This is a genomic window from Stenotrophomonas africana (assembly GCF_013004645.1).
In the GTDB taxonomy this organism is placed as follows: Bacteria; Pseudomonadota; Gammaproteobacteria; order Xanthomonadales; family Xanthomonadaceae; genus Stenotrophomonas; species Stenotrophomonas africana.
In genome coordinates this window covers 225,070-245,575 of sequence record NZ_JABEME010000006.1, presented here as the reverse complement: position 1 = coordinate 245,575, position 20,506 = coordinate 225,070, and the positions used below count along the sequence as shown (strand labels likewise).

Sequence of the window (20,506 nt, the reverse complement as noted above, 5' to 3'; positions counted from 1 at the left end):
AGACAAAGCCTCTGGGTTGCTTTGTCCCATGAAATTCCTGAATACGGACGACCCACAGTCCTGCAGGCCGCCAAGGTCACTCCATAGACCTCAAAAACGTAGGCAGACCAGTTACCCGGCCTGCCCAGACGTAGAAGCATAATGGCACGCAAGGCAGCTGTCAACAGTCGCCTGTTGACGCCGCCTGAATGGCATTGACCCTTCCTGGTCCGGGGAACACAAGGCACATCCTGTGCCTGCTTTCCCATTTGATACGCCCCGATGCCCTACCCAGGCAACATCGGGGCGCAGATACTACCAGATTACTCGATGATCTTCGAGACCACGCCGGCGCCGACGGTACGGCCACCTTCGCGGATGGCGAAGCGCAGGCCTTCGTCCATTGCCACCGGGTTGATCAGGGTGACGACCATCTTGACGTTGTCACCCGGCATCACCATTTCGACGCCTTCCGGCAGAGCAGCTGCGCCGGTGATGTCGGTGGTGCGGAAGTAGAACTGCGGACGGTAGCCGTTGAAGAACGGGGTGTGACGGCCGCCCTCGTCCTTCGACAGGACGTAGACTTCGCCTTCGAACTTGGTGTGCGGCTTGATCGAACCCGGCTTGGCCAGAACCTGGCCACGCTCGACGTCGTCACGCTTGGTGCCGCGCAGCAGCAGGCCAGCGTTGTCGCCTGCCTGGCCCTGGTCCAGCAGCTTGCGGAACATTTCAACGCCGGTCACGGTGGTCTTCTGCACCGGACGGATGCCGACGATTTCGATTTCGTCGCCAACCTTGATCACGCCGCGCTCGATACGACCGGTCACCACGGTGCCGCGGCCCGAGATCGAGAACACGTCTTCCACCGGCATCAGGAACGGCTTGTCGATCGCGCGCTCCGGCTCCGGGATCCAGCTGTCCAGGGCATCGACCAGCTTCAGGATGGCCGGCACGCCGATGTCGCTCTGGTCGCCTTCCAGCGCCAGACGGGCCGAACCGGCGATGATCGGGGTGTCGTCGCCCGGGAAGTCGTACTTGCTCAGCAGCTCGCGCACTTCCATCTCGACCAGCTCGAGCAGCTCGGCGTCGTCAACCATGTCGGCCTTGTTCAGGAACACGACGATGTACGGCACACCGACCTGACGCGACAGCAGGATGTGCTCGCGGGTCTGCGGCATCGGGCCGTCAGCGGCCGAGCACACCAGGATCGCGCCGTCCATCTGGGCGGCACCGGTGATCATGTTCTTGACGTAGTCAGCGTGGCCCGGGCAATCGACGTGGGCGTAGTGACGGACCGGGGATTCGTATTCGACGTGCGCGGTCGAGATCGTGATACCACGCGCCTTTTCTTCCGGAGCGGCGTCGATCGAGGAGTAATCCTTGAACTCGCCACCGAAGCGCTCGGCACCGATCTTGGTCAGTGCGGCGGTCAGCGTGGTCTTGCCGTGATCGACGTGACCGATGGTGCCGACGTTGACGTGCGGCTTGGTGCGCTCGAACTTACCCTTTGCCATTGTTCTATACCTTGATTGTTCGTAAGTGGTTTCAAGAGAGGCTGAGCGAGGCTCAGCCCTTCTTCATGACGGCTTCGGCGATGTTGGTCGGAGCCGGCTCGTAGTGATCGAATTCCATGGTGAAGGTGGCGCGGCCCTGGGTCTGCGAACGCAGCGCAGTGGCGTAGCCGAACATTTCACCCAGCGGGATCATCGCGTTGATGATGCTGGCCGAACCGTCACCGGTGGTGTCGGAACCCTGCAGCACGCCGCGACGACGGCTGACGTCGCCCATCACGTCACCCTGGTAATCCTCCGGGGTCACGATCTCGACCTTCATGATCGGCTCCAGCAGCACCGGCTTGGCCTTGGCGAAGCCCTGCTTGAAGGCCATCGACGAAGCCAGCTTGAACGCCATTTCCGAGGAGTCGACGTCGTGGTACGAACCGAACACCAGCTTCACCTTGACGTCCACGACCGGGAAGCCAGCCAGCGGACCGCTGGTGATGGTTTCGCGCAGGCCCTTTTCAACCGACGGAATGAATTCCTTCGGGATCACGCCGCCGGTGATGTCGTTGATGAACAGGAAGTCGTCCTTGATGGCCGGAGCCAGCTTCGGATCGGCACGGTCGGCAGCGGTGATCGGCGACAGTTCGATCACGACGTGACCGTACTGACCCTTACCACCGGACTGCTTGGCGTGCTTGTAGTCCGACTTGACGTCGGCCAGGGTGATGGTTTCGCGGTAGGCCACCTGCGGCGCGCCGACGTTGGCTTCAACGTTGAACTCGCGCTTCAGGCGGTCGACGATGATGTCCAGGTGCAGCTCGCCCATGCCCGAGATGATGGTCTGGCCGGATTCTTCGTCGGTCTTGACGCGGAACGACGGATCTTCCTGCGCCAGACGGCCCAGGGCCAGACCCATCTTTTCCTGGTCCGACTTGGTCTTCGGCTCGACGGCCATCGAGATCACCGGCTCCGGGAACGTCATGCGCTCCAGGATGATCGGGGCGTCCACGGCGCACAGGGTGTCACCGGTGGTGGTGTCCTTCAGGCCCACGGCCGCGGCGATGTCACCGGCCAGAACTTCCTTGATTTCCTCGCGGTTGTTCGAGTGCATCTGCAGGATGCGGCCGATGCGCTCCTTCTTGCCCTTCACCGAGTTCAGCACGGTGTCGCCACCGTTCAGGGTGCCCGAGTAGACACGGAAGAAGGTCAGCGCGCCGACGAACGGGTCGGTGATGATCTTGAAGGCCAGCGACGAGAACGGAGCCTTGTCGTCCGACTTGCGGGTCATTTCGACGGTGTCGTCGTCAACGTCCACGCCCTTCACGTCCGGCACGTCGACCGGCGACGGCAGCAGCTGGATCACGCCGTCCAGCATGGCCTGCACGCCCTTGTTCTTGAAGGCCGAGCCGCAGTACATCGGCACGATCTCGGTGGCCAGGGTGCGGGTACGCAGCGCGTTGATGATTTCAGCCTCGGCCAGCTCTTCGCCGCCCAGGTACTTTTCCATCAGCTCTTCGCTGGCTTCGGCAGCGGTCTCGACCATGAACTGGCGAGCCTCTTCAGCCGGGCCCTGCAGTTCGGCCGGGATTTCACCGTATTCGAACTTCATGCCCTGCGAAGCCTCATCCCAATGGATGGCCTTCATCTTCAGCAGGTCGACAACGCCCTTGAAGTTGTCTTCAGCGCCGATCGGCAGCTGCATCGGCACGGCAACCGCGCCCAGCTTGGCCTTCAGCTGGCCGACGACCTTCTGGAAGTTGGCACCGGTGCGGTCCATCTTGTTGACGAACGCGATGCGCGGCACGTGGTACTTGTTGGCCTGGCGCCACACGGTTTCCGACTGCGGCTGCACGCCACCGACGGCGCACAGGACGAAGACGGCACCGTCGAGCACGCGCAGCGAGCGCTCCACTTCGATGGTGAAGTCGACGTGCCCGGGGGTGTCGATGATGTTGAAGCGGTGCTCCGGCAGGGACTTGTCCATGCCCTTCCAGAACGCGGTGGTGGCAGCGGACTGGATCGTGATGCCACGCTCCTGCTCCTGCTCCATCCAGTCCATGGTGGCGGCGCCGTCGTGCACTTCACCGATCTTGTGGCTCTTGCCGGTGTAGAACAGGATGCGCTCGGACGTGGTGGTCTTGCCGGCATCGATGTGAGCCATGATGCCGAAGTTACGGTAACGCTCGATGGGAGTGGAACGGGCCACGGGAGCCTCTCAGATTTCTTGGATTTCGGATGGCCGAACGCCGCCTTTCGGCGGCCTTCGGATTGGCGCAGTCCTTCTGGGACCGCGAGGCAGCACGCACCGAAGTGGTGCTGCCCTGCCTGTTTTACAAGGCCGTCAAACTCACCAGCGGTAGTGGGCGAATGCCTTGTTGGCTTCGGCCATGCGGTGGGTTTCTTCGCGCTTCTTGATGGCGCCGCCACGGTTTTCCGAGGCGTCGATCAGTTCAGCAGCCAGCTTCTTCGGCATGGTGTTCTCACCACGCTTGCGCGCGGAGTCGATCAGCCAGCGCATGGCCAGAGCCATCTTGCGCGACGAACGCACTTCGACCGGCACCTGGTAGGTGGCACCACCGACGCGGCGCGACTTGACTTCGACCGCCGGAGCGACGTTGTCCAGAGCCTTCTGCACCAGTTCAATGGCGTTGGCGCTGCTGTTCTTCTCGGTGATCACGTCCATGGCGCCGTACACGATCTTTTCGGCGACGGACTTCTTGCCGCTCTGCATGACCATGTTGATGAAGCGGGCGATGGTTTCGCTTCCGTGCTTCGGATCGGGCAGGACGGAACGCTGCGGAGTATTACCCTTACGCGACATAGTGCTCTCTCCTTATGCCTTCGGACGCTTGGCGCCGTACTTGGAACGGGCCTGGCGACGCTTGGCAACGCCGGCGGCGTCGAGCGAGCCACGAACGGTGTGGTAACGCACACCCGGCAGGTCCTTGACGCGACCGCCGCGGATCAGGACCACGGAGTGCTCCTGCAGGTTGTGGCCTTCACCACCGATGTAGGAAATCACTTCTTCCTGGTTGGTCAGGCGGACCTTGGCAACCTTGCGCAGAGCCGAGTTCGGCTTCTTCGGAGTGGTGGTGTAGACACGGGTGCAGACGCCACGGCGCTGCGGGCACTTGTCGAGCGCCGGCGAGGCACTCTTGTAGGTGGTCGCTTGCCGCGGCTTGCGGACCAGCTGGTTGATCGTCGCCATCAGTAGGTTCTTCTGATTGGTGGCCGGAAAATCCGACCAGAGATGCGGAAATGTTAAAGCAGGCCAAAATTCTGGCCTGCTGAGACAGACGATTGTAGCAACCTGCCAGGAAAGCAGTCAAACGCCTCCTGTCAAGCCCGTTCCTGATCCCGGAACGTTACTGGGGGGCCTCCATGTACCCCGTTCAGGTTGGCCGGGTCGATCGCGGACGATCTCCCCTGCCCTTTCCCAATCCCATCGATGGACCGATGGGGTGGTCCGGCCTTGCGGCCGGACCGGATACCTCATTCTTCGCCCGAAGCCTGTTCAGCTTCGGCTTCAACCACCGGTGCCTCGACCACAGCCGGGGTGCCGGCCAGGGTCTGCATTTCCGACTCGGTGAGACCGGAAGCGCCGCGGCGGCGGTTGCTGTGGTACGCCAGGCCGGTACCGGCCGGAATCAGGCGACCCACGATGACGTTTTCCTTCAGGCCACGCAGGTTGTCCGAGGTGCCGCGGACGGCCGCTTCGGTCAGCACGCGGGTGGTTTCCTGGAAGGACGCGGCCGAGATGAACGATTCGGTCGCCAGCGAGGCCTTGGTGATGCCCAGCAGGACCGGATCGAAGTGCGCCGGCAGCTCGTTGCGGGCTGCAAGGCGGGCATTCTCCTCGATAACGCGCTGGCGCTCCACCTGTTCGCCGTTCAGGAACTTGCTGCTGCCCTGGTCGGTGATCTCGACCTTGCGCAGCATCTGGCGGGTGATCACCTCGATGTGCTTGTCGTTGATCTTCACGCCCTGCAGGCGGTACACGTCCTGGATTTCCTTGACCAGGTAGGCGGCCAGCGGTTCGACACCCAGCAGGCGCAGGATGTCCTGCGGGCTCGGCTCGCCGTCCACGATGGTTTCACCCTTGGTGACATGCTCGCCTTCGAACACGATGACCTGGCGGTACTTCGGGATCAGCTCTTCGTGCTCCGAACCATCGGTGTCCTTGATGATCAGGCGCTGCTTGCCCTTGGTGTCCTTGCCGAAGCTGATGATGCCCGAACGCTCGGCCAGCACCGCCGGATCCTTCGGCTTGCGTGCTTCGAACAGCTCGGCCACGCGCGGCAGACCACCGGTGATGTCGCGGGTCTTCGACGCTTCCTGCGGGATCTTGGCGACCACGTCACCCACGCCGACGGCAGCGCCGTCCTGCAGGTTGACGATCGAGCGCGGCGGCAGCAGGTACTGCGCCGGCAGATCGGTGCCCGGGATCGACAGGTCGTTGCCCTTGGCGTCGACGATGCGCACGATCGGGCGCAGGTCCTTGGCCTGGGTACCACGACGCTTCGGGTCGGTGATTTCGCGCGACGCCAGGCCGGTCAGCTCGTCGGTCTTCTCAATGACGGTGATGCCGTCGACGAAGTCGATGAAGCGGATGAAACCGGCCACTTCCGACACGATCGGGTGGTTATGCGGATCCCAGTTGGCCACGGTCTGGCCCGCCTTGATCGCATCACCGTCCTTGGACGTGATGGTCGCACCGTACGGCAGCTTGTAACGCTCACGCTCACGGCCGTGGGCATCGAGCACCGAGATTTCGCCCGAGCGCGACACTGCCACCAGCGAGCCGTTGGCATGCTCGACCGACTTGAGGTTGCTGAACTTCACCGAGCCGGTGGTCTTGACGGTGATGTTGTCGACCGCAGCAGCTCGCGACGCCGCACCACCGATGTGGAACGTACGCATGGTCAGCTGGGTACCCGGCTCACCGATGGACTGGGCGGCGATGACGCCGACCGCTTCACCGATGTTGACCAGGTGGCCACGGGCCAGGTCGCGGCCGTAGCAGCGCGAGCAGACGCCGAAGGCCGATTCGCAGGAGATGGTCGAGCGGACCTTGATGGTCTGCACGCCGGCATCTTCCAGCTTGGCCACCCAGGCTTCGTCCAGCAGCGTGTTGCGGGTGACGATCGGATCTTCGTCGTTGCCCGGCAGGAACACGTCCTCGGCAACCACGCGACCCAGCACGCGGTCCTTCAGCGGCTCGACCACGTCGCCGCCTTCCACGATCGGGGTCATGATCAGGCCTTCGGTGGTACCGCAATCCACCTCGGTGATCACCACGTCCTGTGCCACGTCGACCAGACGACGGGTCAGGTAACCCGAGTTCGCGGTCTTCAGCGCGGTATCGGCCAGACCCTTACGGGCACCGTGGGTGGAGTTGAAGTACTCCTGCACGTTCAGGCCTTCGCGGAAGTTCGCCTTGATGGGCGTCTCGATGATCGAGCCGTCCGGACGCGCCATCAGGCCACGCATACCGGCCAGCTGACGGATCTGCGCCTGCGAACCACGCGCACCGGAGTCAGCCATGATGTACAGCGAGTTCATCGACTTCTGGTCGATGGTCTCACCCTTGGCGTTGACCACCTTCTCGGTACCGATGGTGTCCATCATCGCCTTGGCGATGCGCTCGTTGGTGCGCGACCAGATGTCGACCACCTTGTTGTAGCGCTCGCCGGCGGTGACCAGACCCGACTGGTACTGCTCCTGGATTTCCAGCACTTCGGCTTCGGCCTCGGTGAGGATGCCCTTCTTCTCGTCCGGGATCAGCATGTCATCGATGCCGATCGAAACGCCGGCGCGGGTCGCGTAGGCGAAGCCGGTGTACATCAGCTTGTCGGCGAACACGACCGTGTCCTTCAGACCCAGCTGGCGGTAGCTGGAGTTGATCAGGCGGCTGATGTTCTTCTTGGTCAGCTCGGTGTTGGCCAGCGCGAACGGCAGGCCTTCCGGCAGGATTTCAGCCAGCAGGGCGCGACCGATCGTGGTGTCCACGATCGAGGTCTTCGGCTGCTTGTTGCCGTCTTCGTCGGTCACCACTTCGGTGATGCGGACCTTGACGCGCGCGTGCAGTTCCACCACGCGGTTGTCGTAGGCACGCTTCACTTCGGCGATGTTGGCGAAGGCCATGCCCTCGCCCTTCTTGTTTTCCAGCGAGCGGGTCATGTAGTACAGACCCAGCACGACGTCCTGCGACGGCACGATGATCGGCTCGCCGTTGGCCGGCGACAGGATGTTGTTGGTCGACATCATCAGCGCACGCGCTTCCAGCTGGGCTTCCAGCGAGAGCGGCACGTGGACGGCCATCTGGTCACCGTCGAAGTCGGCGTTGAACGCGGTGCAGACCAGCGGGTGCAGCTGGATGGCCTTGCCTTCGATCAGCACCGGCTCGAACGCCTGGATGCCCAGACGGTGCAGGGTCGGCGCACGGTTCAGCATCACCGGATGCTCGCGGATGACCTCTTCCAGGATGTCCCAGACTTCGGCTTCTTCGCGCTCGACCAGCTTCTTGGCGGCCTTGATGGTGGTGGCCAGGCCACGACGCTGCAGCTTGGCGAAGACGAACGGCTTGAACAGCTCAAGCGCCATCTTCTTCGGCAGGCCGCACTGGTGCAGGCGCAGGTACGGACCGACCACGATGACCGAACGGCCCGAGTAGTCGACGCGCTTGCCGAGCAGGTTCTGGCGGAAGCGACCCTGCTTGCCCTTGATCATGTCGGCCAGCGACTTCAGCGGGCGCTTGTTGGTGCCGGTGATGGCACGGCCACGACGGCCGTTGTCCAGCAGCGCATCGACCGATTCCTGCAGCATGCGCTTTTCATTGCGCACGATGATGTCCGGCGCGCTCAGTTCGAGCAGGCGGCGCAGGCGGTTGTTACGGTTGATGACGCGGCGGTACAGGTCGTTCAGGTCGGAGGTCGCGAAGCGGCCGCCGTCCAGCGGGACCAGCGGACGCAGGTCCGGCGGCAGCACCGGCAGCACGGTCATGACCATCCATTCCGGACGGTTGCCCGATTCCAGGAAGGCTTCGATCAGCTTGATGCGCTTGGTGAGGCGCTTGAGCTTGGTCTCCGAACCGGTAGCAGCGATTTCCTCGCGCAGGCGGGTCATTTCCGACTGCAGGTCGATCGTGCGCAGCAGTTCGTACACGGCCTCGGCGCCCATGGCGGCGTCGAAGTCGTCACCGTGCTCCTGGCGGGCCTGCAGGTACTGTTCTTCGGTCAGCAGCTGGCGGCGTTCCAGGGCGGTCAGGCCCGGCTCGGTCACCACGTAGGCTTCGAAGTACAGCACGCGCTCGATGTCGCGCAGGGTCATGTCCAGCATCAGGCCGATGCGCGACGGCAGCGACTTCAGGAACCAGATGTGCGCGACCGGCGAGGCCAGGTCGATGTGGCCCATGCGCTCGCGACGCACCTTGGCCAGGGTCACTTCGGTGCCGCACTTTTCGCAGACCACGCCGCGGTGCTTCATGCGCTTGTACTTGCCGCACAGGCACTCGTAGTCCTTCACCGGGCCGAAGATGGCGGCGCAGAACAGGCCGTCGCGTTCCGGCTTGAAGGTACGGTAGTTGATGGTTTCCGGCTTCTTCACTTCGCCGAAGGACCACGAACGGATCAGGTCCGGCGAGGCCAGCGCGATCTTGATCGCGTCGAAGTCCAGCGTCTGGCGCTGCTGGTTGAAGAGGTTGAGCAGGTCTTTCATGGTGTTCTCCAGAAGGAGGAATGCTGTGTCGATGGGCTTTCAGTTGACTGCCAGCGGCGCGGCGGCGGAGGCCGCCGCGCCGGCATGGATCAGTTGTCTTCCAGTTCCATGTTGATGGCCAGCGAGCGGATTTCCTTCACGAGCACGTTGAAGGATTCCGGCATGCCCGCGACCATCTCGTGCTCACCGTCGACGATGTTCTTGTACATCTGGTTGCGGCCCTGCACGTCATCGGACTTCACCGTCAGCATTTCCTGCAGGGTGTAGGCCGCGCCGTAGGCTTCCAGCGCCCAGACTTCCATTTCACCGAAGCGCTGGCCGCCGAACTGCGCCTTGCCGCCCAGCGGCTGCTGGGTGACGAGCGAGTACGGACCGGTCGAACGGGCGTGCATCTTGTCGTCGACCAGGTGGTTCAGCTTCAGGTAGTGCATGTAACCGACGGTGGTGTGGCGATCGAACGCTTCACCGGTGCGGCCGTCGTACAGCTGGGTCTGGCCACTGCTCGGCAGGTCGGCCAGTTCCAGCATGCGCTTGATTTCCGCTTCGGTGGCGCCGTCGAACACCGGGGTGGCCATCGGCACGCCGTCGGTGAGGTTACGGGCCAGACGCAGCAGTTCCTCGTCGCTGAACTGCGACAGGTCGACACGGTTGGCCACGTTGGTGTCGTCGTGGTTGTAGATGTCGTCCAGGAACTTGCGCAGGTCGGCAACCGCCGCCTGGGCTTCCATCATCGCCTGGATCTTGCGGCCCAGGCCCTTGGCGGCCCAGCCCAGATGCACTTCCAGGATCTGGCCGATGTTCATACGCGACGGCACGCCCAGCGGGTTCAGCACGATGTCCACGGTTTCGCCCGAGGCCATGTACGGCATGTCCTCGACCGGCACCACGTTGGAAACCACACCCTTGTTGCCGTGGCGGCCTGCCATCTTGTCGCCCGGCTGGATGCGGCGCTTCACGGCCAGGAACACCTTGACCATCTTCAGCACGCCCGGGGCGAGGTCGTCACCGGCGGTGATCTTGCCGCGCTTGTCGGCGAAGCGACGCTCGAATTCCTTCTCGTGCGCCTGGATCTGCTTCTGCGCGCGCTCGATGGCTTCCGAAGCGTCTTCGTCCTTCATGCGCAGGGCGAACCAGTCAGCCTTCTTCAGGCCGTCCAGGAAGGCGTCGCTGATCACGTCACCCTTCTTCAGGCCAGCGCCACCGTTGACCACCTTGCCCACGATCTGCGAACGCAGACGCATGTAGATGGCGGCTTCCAGGATGCGGAACTGGTCGTCGAAGTCCTTCTTGACGCGCTTGATTTCAGACTCTTCGATCTGGCGGGCGCGCTTGTCCTTCTCGATGCCGTCGCGGGTGAAGACCTGCACGTCGATGACGGTGCCGTCCATGCCCGGCGGAACACGCAGCGAGCTGTCCTTAACGTCCGAAGCCTTCTCGCCGAAGATCGCGCGCAGCAGCTTCTCTTCCGGGGTCAGCTGGCTTTCGCCCTTCGGGGTGACCTTGCCGACCATGATGTCGCCGGCGCGGACTTCGGCACCGATGTACACCACGCCGCTCTCGTCCAGGCGGTTCAGCGCCTGCTCGGAGACGTTCGGGATGTCGGCGGAGATTTCCTCCGGCCCCAGCTTGGTGTCACGCGCGACGCAGGTCAGCTCTTCGATGTGGATCGTGGTGTATCGATCCTCTTCCACCACGCGCTCGGAGAGCAGGATGGAGTCTTCGAAGTTGTAGCCGTTCCACGGCATGAACGCGATCAGCATGTTCTGGCCCAGGGCCAGTTCGCCGATGTCGGTGGACGGACCGTCGGCCAGCACGTCGCCGCGGGCGATGACGTCACCCACCTGGACCAGCGGACGCTGGTTGATGCAGGTGTTCTGGTTCGAACGGGTGTACTTGACCAGGTTGTAGATGTCCACGCCTGCGTCGGTGGCGCCAACGATCTCTTCCTCGTTGACCTTGACCACGATGCGGGCAGCGTCGATCTGCACGATCTCGCCACCACGACGGGCGTTCACGGTCACACCGGAGTCACGCGCCACGGCGCGCTCGATACCGGTACCCACCAGCGGCTTCTGCGCACGCAGGGTCGGCACGGCCTGACGCTGCATGTTGGCGCCCATCAGTGCGCGGTTCGCGTCATCGTGCTCCAGGAACGGAACCAGTGCGGCCGCGATCGACACGGTCTGCATCGGCGAGACGTCCATGAAGTGGACTTCCGCCGGCGGCTTCAGCAGCGATTCGCCCTGGAAGCGGCACGGAACGAACTGCTCGGTCAGCACGCTGTCGGCATTGGTCAGGGCGTTGGCCTGCGCAATGACGTACTCGTTTTCTTCGATCGCCGACAGGAACTCGACTTCGTCATAGACCTTGCCGTCCACGACCTTGCGGTACGGGGTCTCAAGGAAACCGTACTGGTTGGTGCGGGCGTACACGGCCAGCGAGTTGATCAGGCCGATGTTCGGGCCTTCCGGGGTTTCGATGGTGCAGACGCGGCCGTAATGGGTCGGGTGCACGTCGCGCACTTCGAAGCCGGCGCGCTCACGGGTCAGACCGCCCGGGCCCAGGGCCGAGACGCGACGCTTGTGGGTCACTTCCGACAGCGGGTTGTTCTGGTCCATGAACTGGGACAGCTGCGAGGAGCCGAAGAACTCCTTGATGGCAGCGGCGACCGGCTTGGCGTTGATCAGTTCCTGCGGGGTCAGGCCTTCCGACTCGGCCATCGACAGGCGCTCCTTGACCGCGCGCTCGACGCGGACCAGGCCCACGCGGAACACGTTCTCGGCCATTTCACCGACCGAACGCACGCGACGGTTGCCCAGGTGGTCGATATCGTCGACCACGCCGCGACCGTTGCGGATCTCGGTCAGGACCTTGATCACGTCCAGGATGTCGGAGCTGTCGCCATGGGCGGCGACCAGGCGCTTGGACTCTTCGTCGTTGCGCTCACCGTAGTACTTGCGGTCGTACAGCACGGCTTCGCCGGTGGTTTCCTTGCGGCCCACGCGACGGTTGAACTTCATGCGGCCGACCGCGGACAGGTCGTAGCGCTCGAAGGTGAAGAACAGGTTGTGGAACAGGTTCTGCGCGGCATCCTTGGTCGGCGGCTCGCCCGGACGCATCATGCGGTAGATCTCGACCAGGGCTTCCAGCTGGGTCTTGGTCGGGTCGATGCGCAGGGTGTTGGACAGGTACGGGCCACGATCCAGATCGTTCACCCACAGGGTGCCCACGGCATCCACACCGGCCTTGCGGAAGGCCTGCAGCTGCTCGTCGGTGATCTCGTCATTGGCCTGGGCCAGCAGTTCGCCGGTCGAGGCGTCGACCACGTCGTGCGACAGGATGCGGCCGACGATGTAGTCGTCCGGCACGGCCAGGGCGGCGATGCCAGAGGCTTCCAGCTGCTTGATGTGGCGCGCGGTGATGCGCTTGCCGGCTTCCACGATGACCTTGTCGCCGTCGGCGAGGTCGAAGCCCAGGGTCTCGCCACGCAGGCGCTCCGGCACCAGCTCCAGCTGGACGCCTTCATCCGGGTTGATGTGGAAGGTGTTGATCTCGAAGAACTCGGCCAGCATCTCTTCGTTGCTGTAGCCAAGCGCGCGCAGCAGGATCGACACCGGCAGCTTGCGGCGGCGGTCGATACGGGTGAACAGCGCGTCCTTCGGGTCGAACTCGAAGTCCAGCCAGGAACCGCGGTAAGGAATGATGCGGGCGCTGTACAGCAGCTTGCCCGAGCTGTGGGTCTTGCCACGGTCGTGGTCGAAGAACACACCCGGCGAGCGGTGCAGCTGCGAGACGATGACGCGCTCGGTGCCGTTGACGATGAAGGTGCCGTTCTCGGTCATCAGCGGGATTTCGCCCAGATAGACCTCCTGCTCCTTCACGTACTTGATGGCCTTGGTCGACGACTCACGGTCGTAGATCACCAGGCGCACGGTCACGCGCAGCGGGGCGCCGTAGCTCATGCCACGCTGGCGGCACTCACGCTCGTCGAAGACCGGTTCGCCCAGCTTGTAGCCGACGTATTCCAGGGCAGCGTTGCCGCTGTAGCTGGCGATCGGGAAGACCGACTTCAGCGCAGCGTGCAGGCCGTGGTCCGTGCGCTTGGCCGGATCGACGTTTTCCTGCAGGAATTCACGATAGGAATCCACCTGGATGGCGAGCAGGAACGGCACTTCGAGAATCGAGCGCTGCTTGCCGAAATCCTTGCGGATACGCTTTTTTTCGGTGAACGAATAGGACGTCATGAGGTCTTCCACCTTGTTGTGCGGATCGTGCGCCCACGATCCGAAGGGAACTTGAAATTGTCAGTTGGAAGTCGCTGGTATTGCCGGCACCAGCACGCCTTCTCCCGCTACTTCCAACTGCCAACTCGTCTGCTACCACGCCCCTGCTGCCGCGCGCTGCGCTGGCCGGCCGGGGTTTGACTGCAGCCCGTGTTGGGCTTTTTGCCTGCTTTTGAAACGGTAGAGTCGACTGTTAGTCGACTTCCTTCACAGCAGTCGACTAACAGTCGACTCTACAACACCGCAACAACGACCAAAGGCCGGGGGCTTACGCCCCCAGCCTTGGCTGCATCGCCGCGAATCGGTGACGATGCAAGGTAACTGCTTACTTGACTTCGACAGTCGCGCCAGCAGCTTCCAGGTCCTTCTTCATCTTCTCGGCGTCGTCCTTCGAAGCGCCTTCCTTCAGGACGCCACCGGCTTCGGCCAGGTCCTTCGCTTCCTTCAGGCCCAGGCCGGTGATGGCGCGGACGGCCTTGATGACTTCGACCTTCTTGTCGCCGGCCGACTTCAGGGTGACGGTGAACTCGGTCTGCTCTTCAACAGCAGCGGCCGGGCCAGCGGCAGCAGCCACGGCAACCGGAGCAGCGGCGGAGACGCCGAACTTCTCTTCGATGGCCTTGACCAGCTCCATCACTTCCATCAGGGACTTCTCGGCGATGGCGTCGACGATCTGTTCGTTGGTAAGGGACATGATTAATACCTTTGGATGATTTTCTGGGTTGAGGTTCCGTCAGGAACCACGGTAAGTCGAAACTCAGGCGGTCTCGGCGGCCGGCTCGGCAGCGTCGGCGGCAACATCGCCACCACCCTGCTTCTCGCCAACGGCCTTGATGGCGCGGGCAAACATCGTGACCGGCTCGGTCAGGACGCGGGCCAGCATGGCCAGGGCCTGGTCGCGGGTCGGCAGCGAGGCCAGCACTTCGACGTGGCTTGCCGGGAACACTTCGCCACCGATGGCGACGACCTTAGCCTTCAGCTTGTCGTTGCCCTTGGCGGCTTCCTTGATCAGGCGACCGGCAGCGCCGGGCTCCTCGAGCGAGAACGCGTACAGCAGCGGACCAACCATCTGGTCCTGGGCGACTGCGAACTCGGTGCCTTCAACGGCGCGCGAAGCCAGGGTGTTCTTGACAACCTTCAAGAAAACACCGGTTTCACGAGCCTGCTTGCGCATCGCGGTCATCTGGGCGACCGTGGTGCCAGCGTATTCGGCTGCGATCAAGGAGTGGGCCTTGGCGGCGACGTCTGCCAGCTCGGCGACTACTTCTTGCTTCTGGGACAGATTGAGAGCCATTGCACTCCTCCTATTGAACTCCGCTTACGGCTCCTGCCGTGTGCGGTCCTGTGCGGCATCCATCCTGGACGCCGGGAACATCGGGATGATGTTCCGGGGGTGGGCCGTTCTAGACCTGGAGTGGGCCAACCTGGGAAACCCAGACGTGCGTGAACCAGAAAAACTCCAGAAGGGCACCATCTACGCAGGGTGATTCCGGGGAATCGATTAAGCGCTCATGACTGCTCCGGCGGCGACTCCTTGCCAGATCGAGCTTCCGTGCCCGTCGCCGGTATTGCCATGACCGCGCCTGCGGTCTTTGACGGCTACCGCGGGCGATGCACTGCCAGCGATGCCTTCAAATGTCACGGTCACGGCACCGAAGGTACCGTGACCGCTTGAAACAATTACTTCAGGGTCAGCGACGACTGGTCGACGGTGACGCCCGGGCCCATCGTCGAGCTGACCGAAACCTTCTGCAGGTAGGTGCCCTTCGAGGTGGCCGGCTTGGCCTTGATCAGGTCCATCAGCAGCGCGGTCAGGTTCGACTTCAGCGCGTCTTCGGCGAAGTCGGCCTTGCCGATGGTGCAGTGGATGATGCCGGCCTTGTCGGTGCGGTAACGGACCTGACCCGACTTGGCGTTCTTCACGGCTTCACCCGGGTTCGGGGAAACGGTGCCGACCTTCGGGTTCGGCATCAGGCCGCGCGGGCCCAGCACGGTGCCCAGCTTACCGACGACGCGCATGGCGTCCGGGGTCGCGATGACGACGTCGTAGTTCAGATCGCCGGCCTGCATCTTCTCGGCCAGATCGTCCATACCGACGGCTTCGGCGCCAGCGGCCAGGGCTTCGTCAGCCTTGGCACCGGCCGGAGCGAACACGGCGACGCGGACCGACTTGCCGGTACCGGCCGGCAGCACGGTGGAGCCACGGACCTGCTGGTCGGACTTCTTCGCATCGACGCCCAGGCGCACAGCGACGTCGATCGACTCGACGAACTTGGCCTTGGTGGCGCTCTTCAGGATGTTGATCGCGTCCTCGAAGGCGTATGCCTTGCCCGGAACGACGGCGGCCTTGATGGCCTTCTCACGCTTGGTCTGTGCCATCTTATTAACCCTCCACCACGAGGCCCATGGAACGGGCAGAGCCAGCGATGGTACGCACGGCGGCGTCCAGATCGGCGGCAGTCAGATCCGGTTCCTTCGCCTTGGCGATCTCTTCCAGCTGCTTACGGGTGACCTTGCCGACCTTCTCGGTGTTCGGGCGCTTGGAGCCCGACGAGATGCCAGCGGCCTTCTTCAGCAGGGTGGTGGCCGGGGTGCTCTTGGTGATGAAGGTGAACGTACGGTCCGAGTAGGCCGTGATGATCACCGGAACCGGCAGACCCGGCTCGAGCTTCTGCGTGGCAGCGTTGAACGCCTTGCAGAATTCCATGATGTTCAGACCGCGCTGACCCAGCGCAGGACCGACCGGCGGCGAGGGGTTGGCCTGACCGGCCTTCACCTGCAGCTTGATGTAACCGACAACTTTCTTTGCCATGTGAGTGCTCTCCGGGTGCTAGCGCCTTTCGACAACAGGCTCCCCATCGGACCGGGAATCACGCGTCCCGGCATCGCGTTTTGAAATCATGCTGAAGGCCACCTTGCGGCGGCCTCGTCCTGCTGGCTTCCCAGCGGGGAGCCGCGCACTATATCAGGTTTTTTCTTCACATGCCTGAAGCGGCACATAAACGAACGAAACCGGGCAAGGCCCGGTTTCTGGTTCCGTAGAGTCGAGCTTGCTCGACTGATCAGCAAAGTCGAGCAAGCTCGACTCTACAAGACTGGTCAGACGGCCTTTTCGACCTGGCCGAACTCAAGCTCGACCGGAGTAGCGCGACCGAAGATCAGCACCGAGACGCGCAGACGGCTCTTCTCGTAGTTGACTTCTTCGACGACGCCATTGAAATCGTTGAACGGGCCATCGGTGACGCGGACCATCTGGCCCGGTTCGAACAGCACCTTCGGGCGCGGCTTCTCGACACCTTCCTGAACGCGGTTCAGGATGGCTTCGGCCTCGGAATCGGCGATCGGCAGCGGACGATCGGCGGTACCGCCGATGAAGCCCATCACGCGCGGGGTTTCCTTGACCAGGTGCCAGCTTTCGTTGTCGATGCGCGGAATGCCGGCTTCTTCATGGGTCTCGATCTGGACCAGCACGTAACCCGGGAAGAACTTGCGCTCGGAGCGGCGCTTCTGGCCAGCGCGCATCTCGACCACTTCCTCGGTCGGGACCAGGACGTCGCCGAAGCGCTCTTCCATGCCGTCACGGACGATGCGATCGCGCAGAGCCTGCGCCACCGACTTCTCGAAGCCCGAATAGGCGTGAACGACGTACCAACGCTTCATGCAATTCTCCTTAGCGGCTCAGGAACCACTGAGTCAGTTTCTGGATCAGGAAGTCGAAGCCACCCAGCAACAGGCTGAGGATGAGCACCACGACGATCACGACCCACGTCATGCGGATGGCTTCCTGGCGCGTCGGCCAGACCACCTTGCGCAGTTCAAAGCGCGACTCGGAGAGGAATTCGCGGGTGTCGCGCCCCTTGCCGGTCAGCATGAACACGCCGATACCGCCAACCAGACCGACCACGACCGCCAACGCACGCAGCTGACCTGCCCACGCGCCCAGCTGGGCGGCGCGACCAGAGTCGGCGGAGAACCAGAACCAGACGAACAGACCGGCCAGCACCAGCAGCGATGCGGCGACATACTTGACGATATCTCCACCGTTGGCGGAGTTGTCCTTGGAGTGTTCGATCTTGCTATTCATCAGGCTGTGTCTGCTTTAGCGGCCCAGGCCGCTGGATAAGGTGGGCAGATGGCACGCCAGGAGGGACTCGAACCCCCAACCTGCGGTTTTGGAGACCGCTGCTCTGCCAATTGAGCTACTGGCGTACGTTGAAAACTTGCCTTCCCTTAGACGGCGAAGGCGGACCGAGGTTCCCGGCCCGCCATTCGCGTAACCGGCGGCGCTATGCAACCACCGGTACTGCAGGCTTACTCGATGATCTTCGAGACCACGCCGGCGCCGACGGTACGGCCACCTTCGCGGATGGCGAAGCGCAGGCCTTCGTCCATTGCCACCGGGTTGATCAGGGTGACGACCATCTTGACGTTGTCACCCGGCATCACCATTTCGACGCCTTCCGGCAGAGCAGCTGCGCCGGTGATGTCGGTGGTGCGGAAGTAGAACTGCGGACGGTAGCCGTTGAAGAACGGGGTGTGACGGCCGCCCTCGTCCTTCGACAGGACGTAGACTTCGCCTTCGAACTTGGTGTGCGGCTTGATCGAACCCGGCTTGGCCAGAACCTGGCCACGCTCGACGTCGTCACGCTTGGTGCCGCGCAGCAGCAGGCCAGCGTTGTCGCCTGCCTGGCCCTGGTCCAGCAGCTTGCGGAACATTTCAACGCCGGTCACGGTGGTCTTCTGCACCGGACGGATGCCGACGATTTCGATTTCGTCGCCAACCTTGATCACGCCGCGCTCGATACGACCGGTCACCACGGTGCCGCGGCCCGAGATCGAGAACACGTCTTCCACCGGCATCAGGAACGGCTTGTCGATCGCGCGCTCCGGCTCCGGGATCCAGCTGTCCAGGGCATCGACCAGCTTCAGGATGGCCGGCACGCCGATGTCGCTCTGGTCGCCTTCCAGCGCCAGACGGGCCGAACCGGCGATGATCGGGGTGTCGTCGCCCGGGAAGTCGTACTTGCTCAGCAGCTCGCGCACTTCCATCTCGACCAGCTCGAGCAGCTCGGCGTCGTCAACCATGTCGGCCTTGTTCAGGAACACGACGATGTACGGCACACCGACCTGACGCGACAGCAGGATGTGCTCGCGGGTCTGCGGCATCGGGCCGTCAGCGGCCGAGCACACCAGGATCGCGCCGTCCATCTGGGCGGCACCGGTGATCATGTTCTTGACGTAGTCAGCGTGGCCCGGGCAATCGACGTGGGCGTAGTGACGGACCGGGGATTCGTATTCGACGTGCGCGGTCGAGATCGTGATACCACGCGCCTTTTCTTCCGGAGCGGCGTCGATCGAGGAGTAGTCCTTGAACTCGCCACCGAAGCGCTCGGCACCGATCTTGGTCAGTGCGGCGGTCAGCGTGGTCTTGCCGTGGTCGACGTGACCGATGGTGCCGACGTTGACGTGCGGCTTGGTGCGCTCGAACTTACCCTTGGCCATGGCTGCTTATCTCGAATTCGTCTGAGAGGTGATGCTTAAGATGGTGCTCACGAAAGGAATCGAACCTTCGACCTCTTCCTTACCAAGGAAGTGCTCTACCGACTGAGCTACGTGAGCCGAGTTTTGCATTATGACATGAACTCGATAATATTCAAAGTTCATTCAATGGAGCGGGAGACGGGAATCGAACCCGCACCATCAGCTTGGAAGGCTGAGGTTCTACCATTGAACTACTCCCGCGCCGGGAATGTCACAACGTGAAACTGGTGGAGGGAGGTGGATTCGAACCACCGAAGGCGTAAGCCAGCAGATTTACAGTCTGCCCCCGTTGGCCGCTTGGGTATCCCTCCTTACCACCCCATTCCGTTGCCGCCGAAGCGTTGCGGTGTGTGGTGGTGAGCCGCTTATTCTGCTGATGGGACGGGGGGCTGTCAACGCTTTTTTCCACTTTTTTCACACGCTGTCGCAAACCCATTGATACGCAAGGTTATTGCCCCGGGACCGGCAGGGTCTCGTTGGCGAAAATTGCGACATGAGGGACACCGTCGGCGCCAATCCAGCCCCGATACATGCCCTGGGTGTTGAACGGCGTGGCCATTTTGCCGTCTGCGCCGAGCACGATCGCACCGCCGTCGCCACCCATCTGCGGAATCGCCTCGTTGATCACGCCCTTGCCTGCCTGTTCCGGGCTCTGTCCCTGGTAGCGCATGCGCGCGCAGATCTCGTGTGCGGCAGCAGTGCGGATGTAGTACTCGCCCCAGCCGGTGCCCGATACCGCACAGCGCGCATCGGCCCAGGTGCCTGCACCGATGATCGGCGAGTCACCCACCCGGCCATAGCGCTTGTTGGTCATGCCGCCGGTGGAGGTACCGGCCGCCAGGTGCCCCTGTGCATCCAAGGCGACCGCACCGACGGTCCCGAAGTGCTTTGCGGTCTCCAGATCGGCGTGTGCCTGGCCACTGGTCTCTTCCTTCAGTGCACGCTGCAGCTGCTGCCAGCGCTTCTCCGTGCGGAAGTAGGAGGGATCGACCAGAGACATGCCCTGCTCGACCGCGAAGGCTTCGGCGCCCTGCCCGACCATCATCACGTGTCTGGATTTCTGCATCACGGTCTGCGCCAGCAGGATCGGGTTGCGCACGCGCTGGACGCCTGCCACCGCGCCCGCCGCCTGGCTTGCGCCGTCCATGACAGCCGCATCCAGCTCGTTGTGGCCGTCGTGGGTGAACACTGCGCCCTTGCCGGCGTTGAAGGTGGGGTCGTCCTCCAGCACGGTGATCGCCGCAGTGACCGCTGCAAGCGCCGGGCGACCGGCCGCCAGTTCGGCATGGCCCTTCAGCAGCGCAGCGCGCAACGCATCGCGCGCAGCCTTCTCTTCGGACGGCGACAGGTCCTTGCGCTCGACACCGGCGCCACCGTGGATGACCAGCAGCGGTGAGGTGGCCGGCGCGGCCTGGGCAAGCATGGGCAGGGACAACAGTGCGGACAGCGCCAGGCGCAGTTTCATCGGGTACGTCTCCAGCAGGA

The 20,506-nt window shown here is 63.2% G+C and carries 14 protein-coding genes and 4 tRNA genes; all 18 read right to left on the bottom strand.

Going from position 1 to position 20,506, the window contains the following annotated elements; genetic code table 11:
- Positions 1–302: 302 nt before the first annotated feature.
- A complete protein-coding gene (tuf, locus tag HLA98_RS12935) occupies positions 303–1,493 on the bottom strand; it encodes an elongation factor Tu (protein ID WP_004154360.1) in 1,191 nt (396 codons plus the stop codon).
- Between the two features lie 52 nt (positions 1,494–1,545).
- A complete protein-coding gene (gene fusA, locus HLA98_RS12930; protein WP_005408207.1) occupies positions 1,546–3,687 on the bottom strand; it encodes an elongation factor G in 2,142 nt (713 codons plus the stop codon).
- Between the two features lie 141 nt (positions 3,688–3,828).
- Positions 3,829–4,302 (bottom strand): 30S ribosomal protein S7, encoded by a 474-nt coding sequence (rpsG, locus tag HLA98_RS12925; protein WP_004145321.1) that lies wholly within the window; start codon positions 4,300–4,302, stop codon positions 3,829–3,831.
- A 12-nt stretch (positions 4,303–4,314) separates the two neighbouring features.
- The gene (rpsL, locus tag HLA98_RS12920) at positions 4,315–4,689 is read right to left on the bottom strand and encodes a 30S ribosomal protein S12 (RefSeq protein WP_004145320.1); all 375 of its coding nucleotides are present in this window, start codon (positions 4,687–4,689) and stop codon (positions 4,315–4,317) included.
- Between the two features lie 284 nt (positions 4,690–4,973).
- A complete protein-coding gene (gene rpoC / locus HLA98_RS12915; RefSeq protein ID WP_057499513.1) occupies positions 4,974–9,197 on the bottom strand; it encodes a DNA-directed RNA polymerase subunit beta' in 4,224 nt (1,407 codons plus the stop codon).
- An 89-nt stretch (positions 9,198–9,286) separates the two neighbouring features.
- On the bottom strand, positions 9,287–13,441 hold the full coding sequence (rpoB, locus tag HLA98_RS12910; RefSeq protein ID WP_049401089.1) for a DNA-directed RNA polymerase subunit beta: 4,155 nt from the start codon (positions 13,439–13,441) through the stop codon (positions 9,287–9,289).
- Between the two features lie 364 nt (positions 13,442–13,805).
- Positions 13,806–14,174 (bottom strand): 50S ribosomal protein L7/L12, encoded by a 369-nt coding sequence (gene rplL, locus HLA98_RS12905; RefSeq protein WP_010480374.1) that lies wholly within the window; start codon positions 14,172–14,174, stop codon positions 13,806–13,808.
- Between the two features lie 63 nt (positions 14,175–14,237).
- On the bottom strand, positions 14,238–14,774 hold the full coding sequence (rplJ, locus tag HLA98_RS12900) for a 50S ribosomal protein L10 (RefSeq protein WP_010480377.1): 537 nt from the start codon (positions 14,772–14,774) through the stop codon (positions 14,238–14,240).
- A 386-nt stretch (positions 14,775–15,160) separates the two neighbouring features.
- A complete protein-coding gene (rplA, locus tag HLA98_RS12895) occupies positions 15,161–15,859 on the bottom strand; it encodes a 50S ribosomal protein L1 (protein ID WP_057499514.1) in 699 nt (232 codons plus the stop codon).
- A 4-nt stretch (positions 15,860–15,863) separates the two neighbouring features.
- Positions 15,864–16,292 carry a 50S ribosomal protein L11 gene (gene rplK, locus HLA98_RS12890; protein ID WP_004145248.1) on the bottom strand — a complete coding sequence of 143 codons (429 nt, stop codon included), beginning with the start codon at positions 16,290–16,292 and terminating at the stop codon, positions 15,864–15,866.
- Between the two features lie 287 nt (positions 16,293–16,579).
- The gene (nusG, locus tag HLA98_RS12885; RefSeq protein WP_004154362.1) at positions 16,580–17,140 is read right to left on the bottom strand and encodes a transcription termination/antitermination protein NusG; all 561 of its coding nucleotides are present in this window, start codon (positions 17,138–17,140) and stop codon (positions 16,580–16,582) included.
- A 10-nt stretch (positions 17,141–17,150) separates the two neighbouring features.
- Complete coding sequence (secE, locus tag HLA98_RS12880; RefSeq protein ID WP_049445146.1) at positions 17,151–17,564, bottom strand: preprotein translocase subunit SecE; 414 nt, start codon at positions 17,562–17,564, stop codon at positions 17,151–17,153.
- A 49-nt stretch (positions 17,565–17,613) separates the two neighbouring features.
- Positions 17,614–17,689 (bottom strand) — tRNA-Trp (locus HLA98_RS12875).
- A 102-nt stretch (positions 17,690–17,791) separates the two neighbouring features.
- Positions 17,792–18,982, bottom strand: coding sequence for an elongation factor Tu (gene tuf, locus HLA98_RS12870; RefSeq protein WP_004154360.1), 1,191 nt, complete (start codon positions 18,980–18,982; stop codon positions 17,792–17,794).
- Between the two features lie 41 nt (positions 18,983–19,023).
- Positions 19,024–19,099: transfer RNA gene (locus HLA98_RS12865), tRNA-Thr, on the bottom strand.
- Between the two features lie 49 nt (positions 19,100–19,148).
- A tRNA-Gly gene (locus tag HLA98_RS12860) sits at positions 19,149–19,222 on the bottom strand.
- Positions 19,223–19,246: 24 nt separating this feature from the next.
- A tRNA-Tyr gene (locus HLA98_RS12855) sits at positions 19,247–19,332 on the bottom strand.
- A gap of 137 nt (positions 19,333–19,469) precedes the next feature.
- Positions 19,470–20,486 carry an isoaspartyl peptidase/L-asparaginase family protein gene (locus HLA98_RS12850; protein WP_057501648.1) on the bottom strand — a complete coding sequence of 339 codons (1,017 nt, stop codon included), beginning with the start codon at positions 20,484–20,486 and terminating at the stop codon, positions 19,470–19,472.
- Between the last annotated feature and the right edge of the window lie 20 nt (positions 20,487–20,506).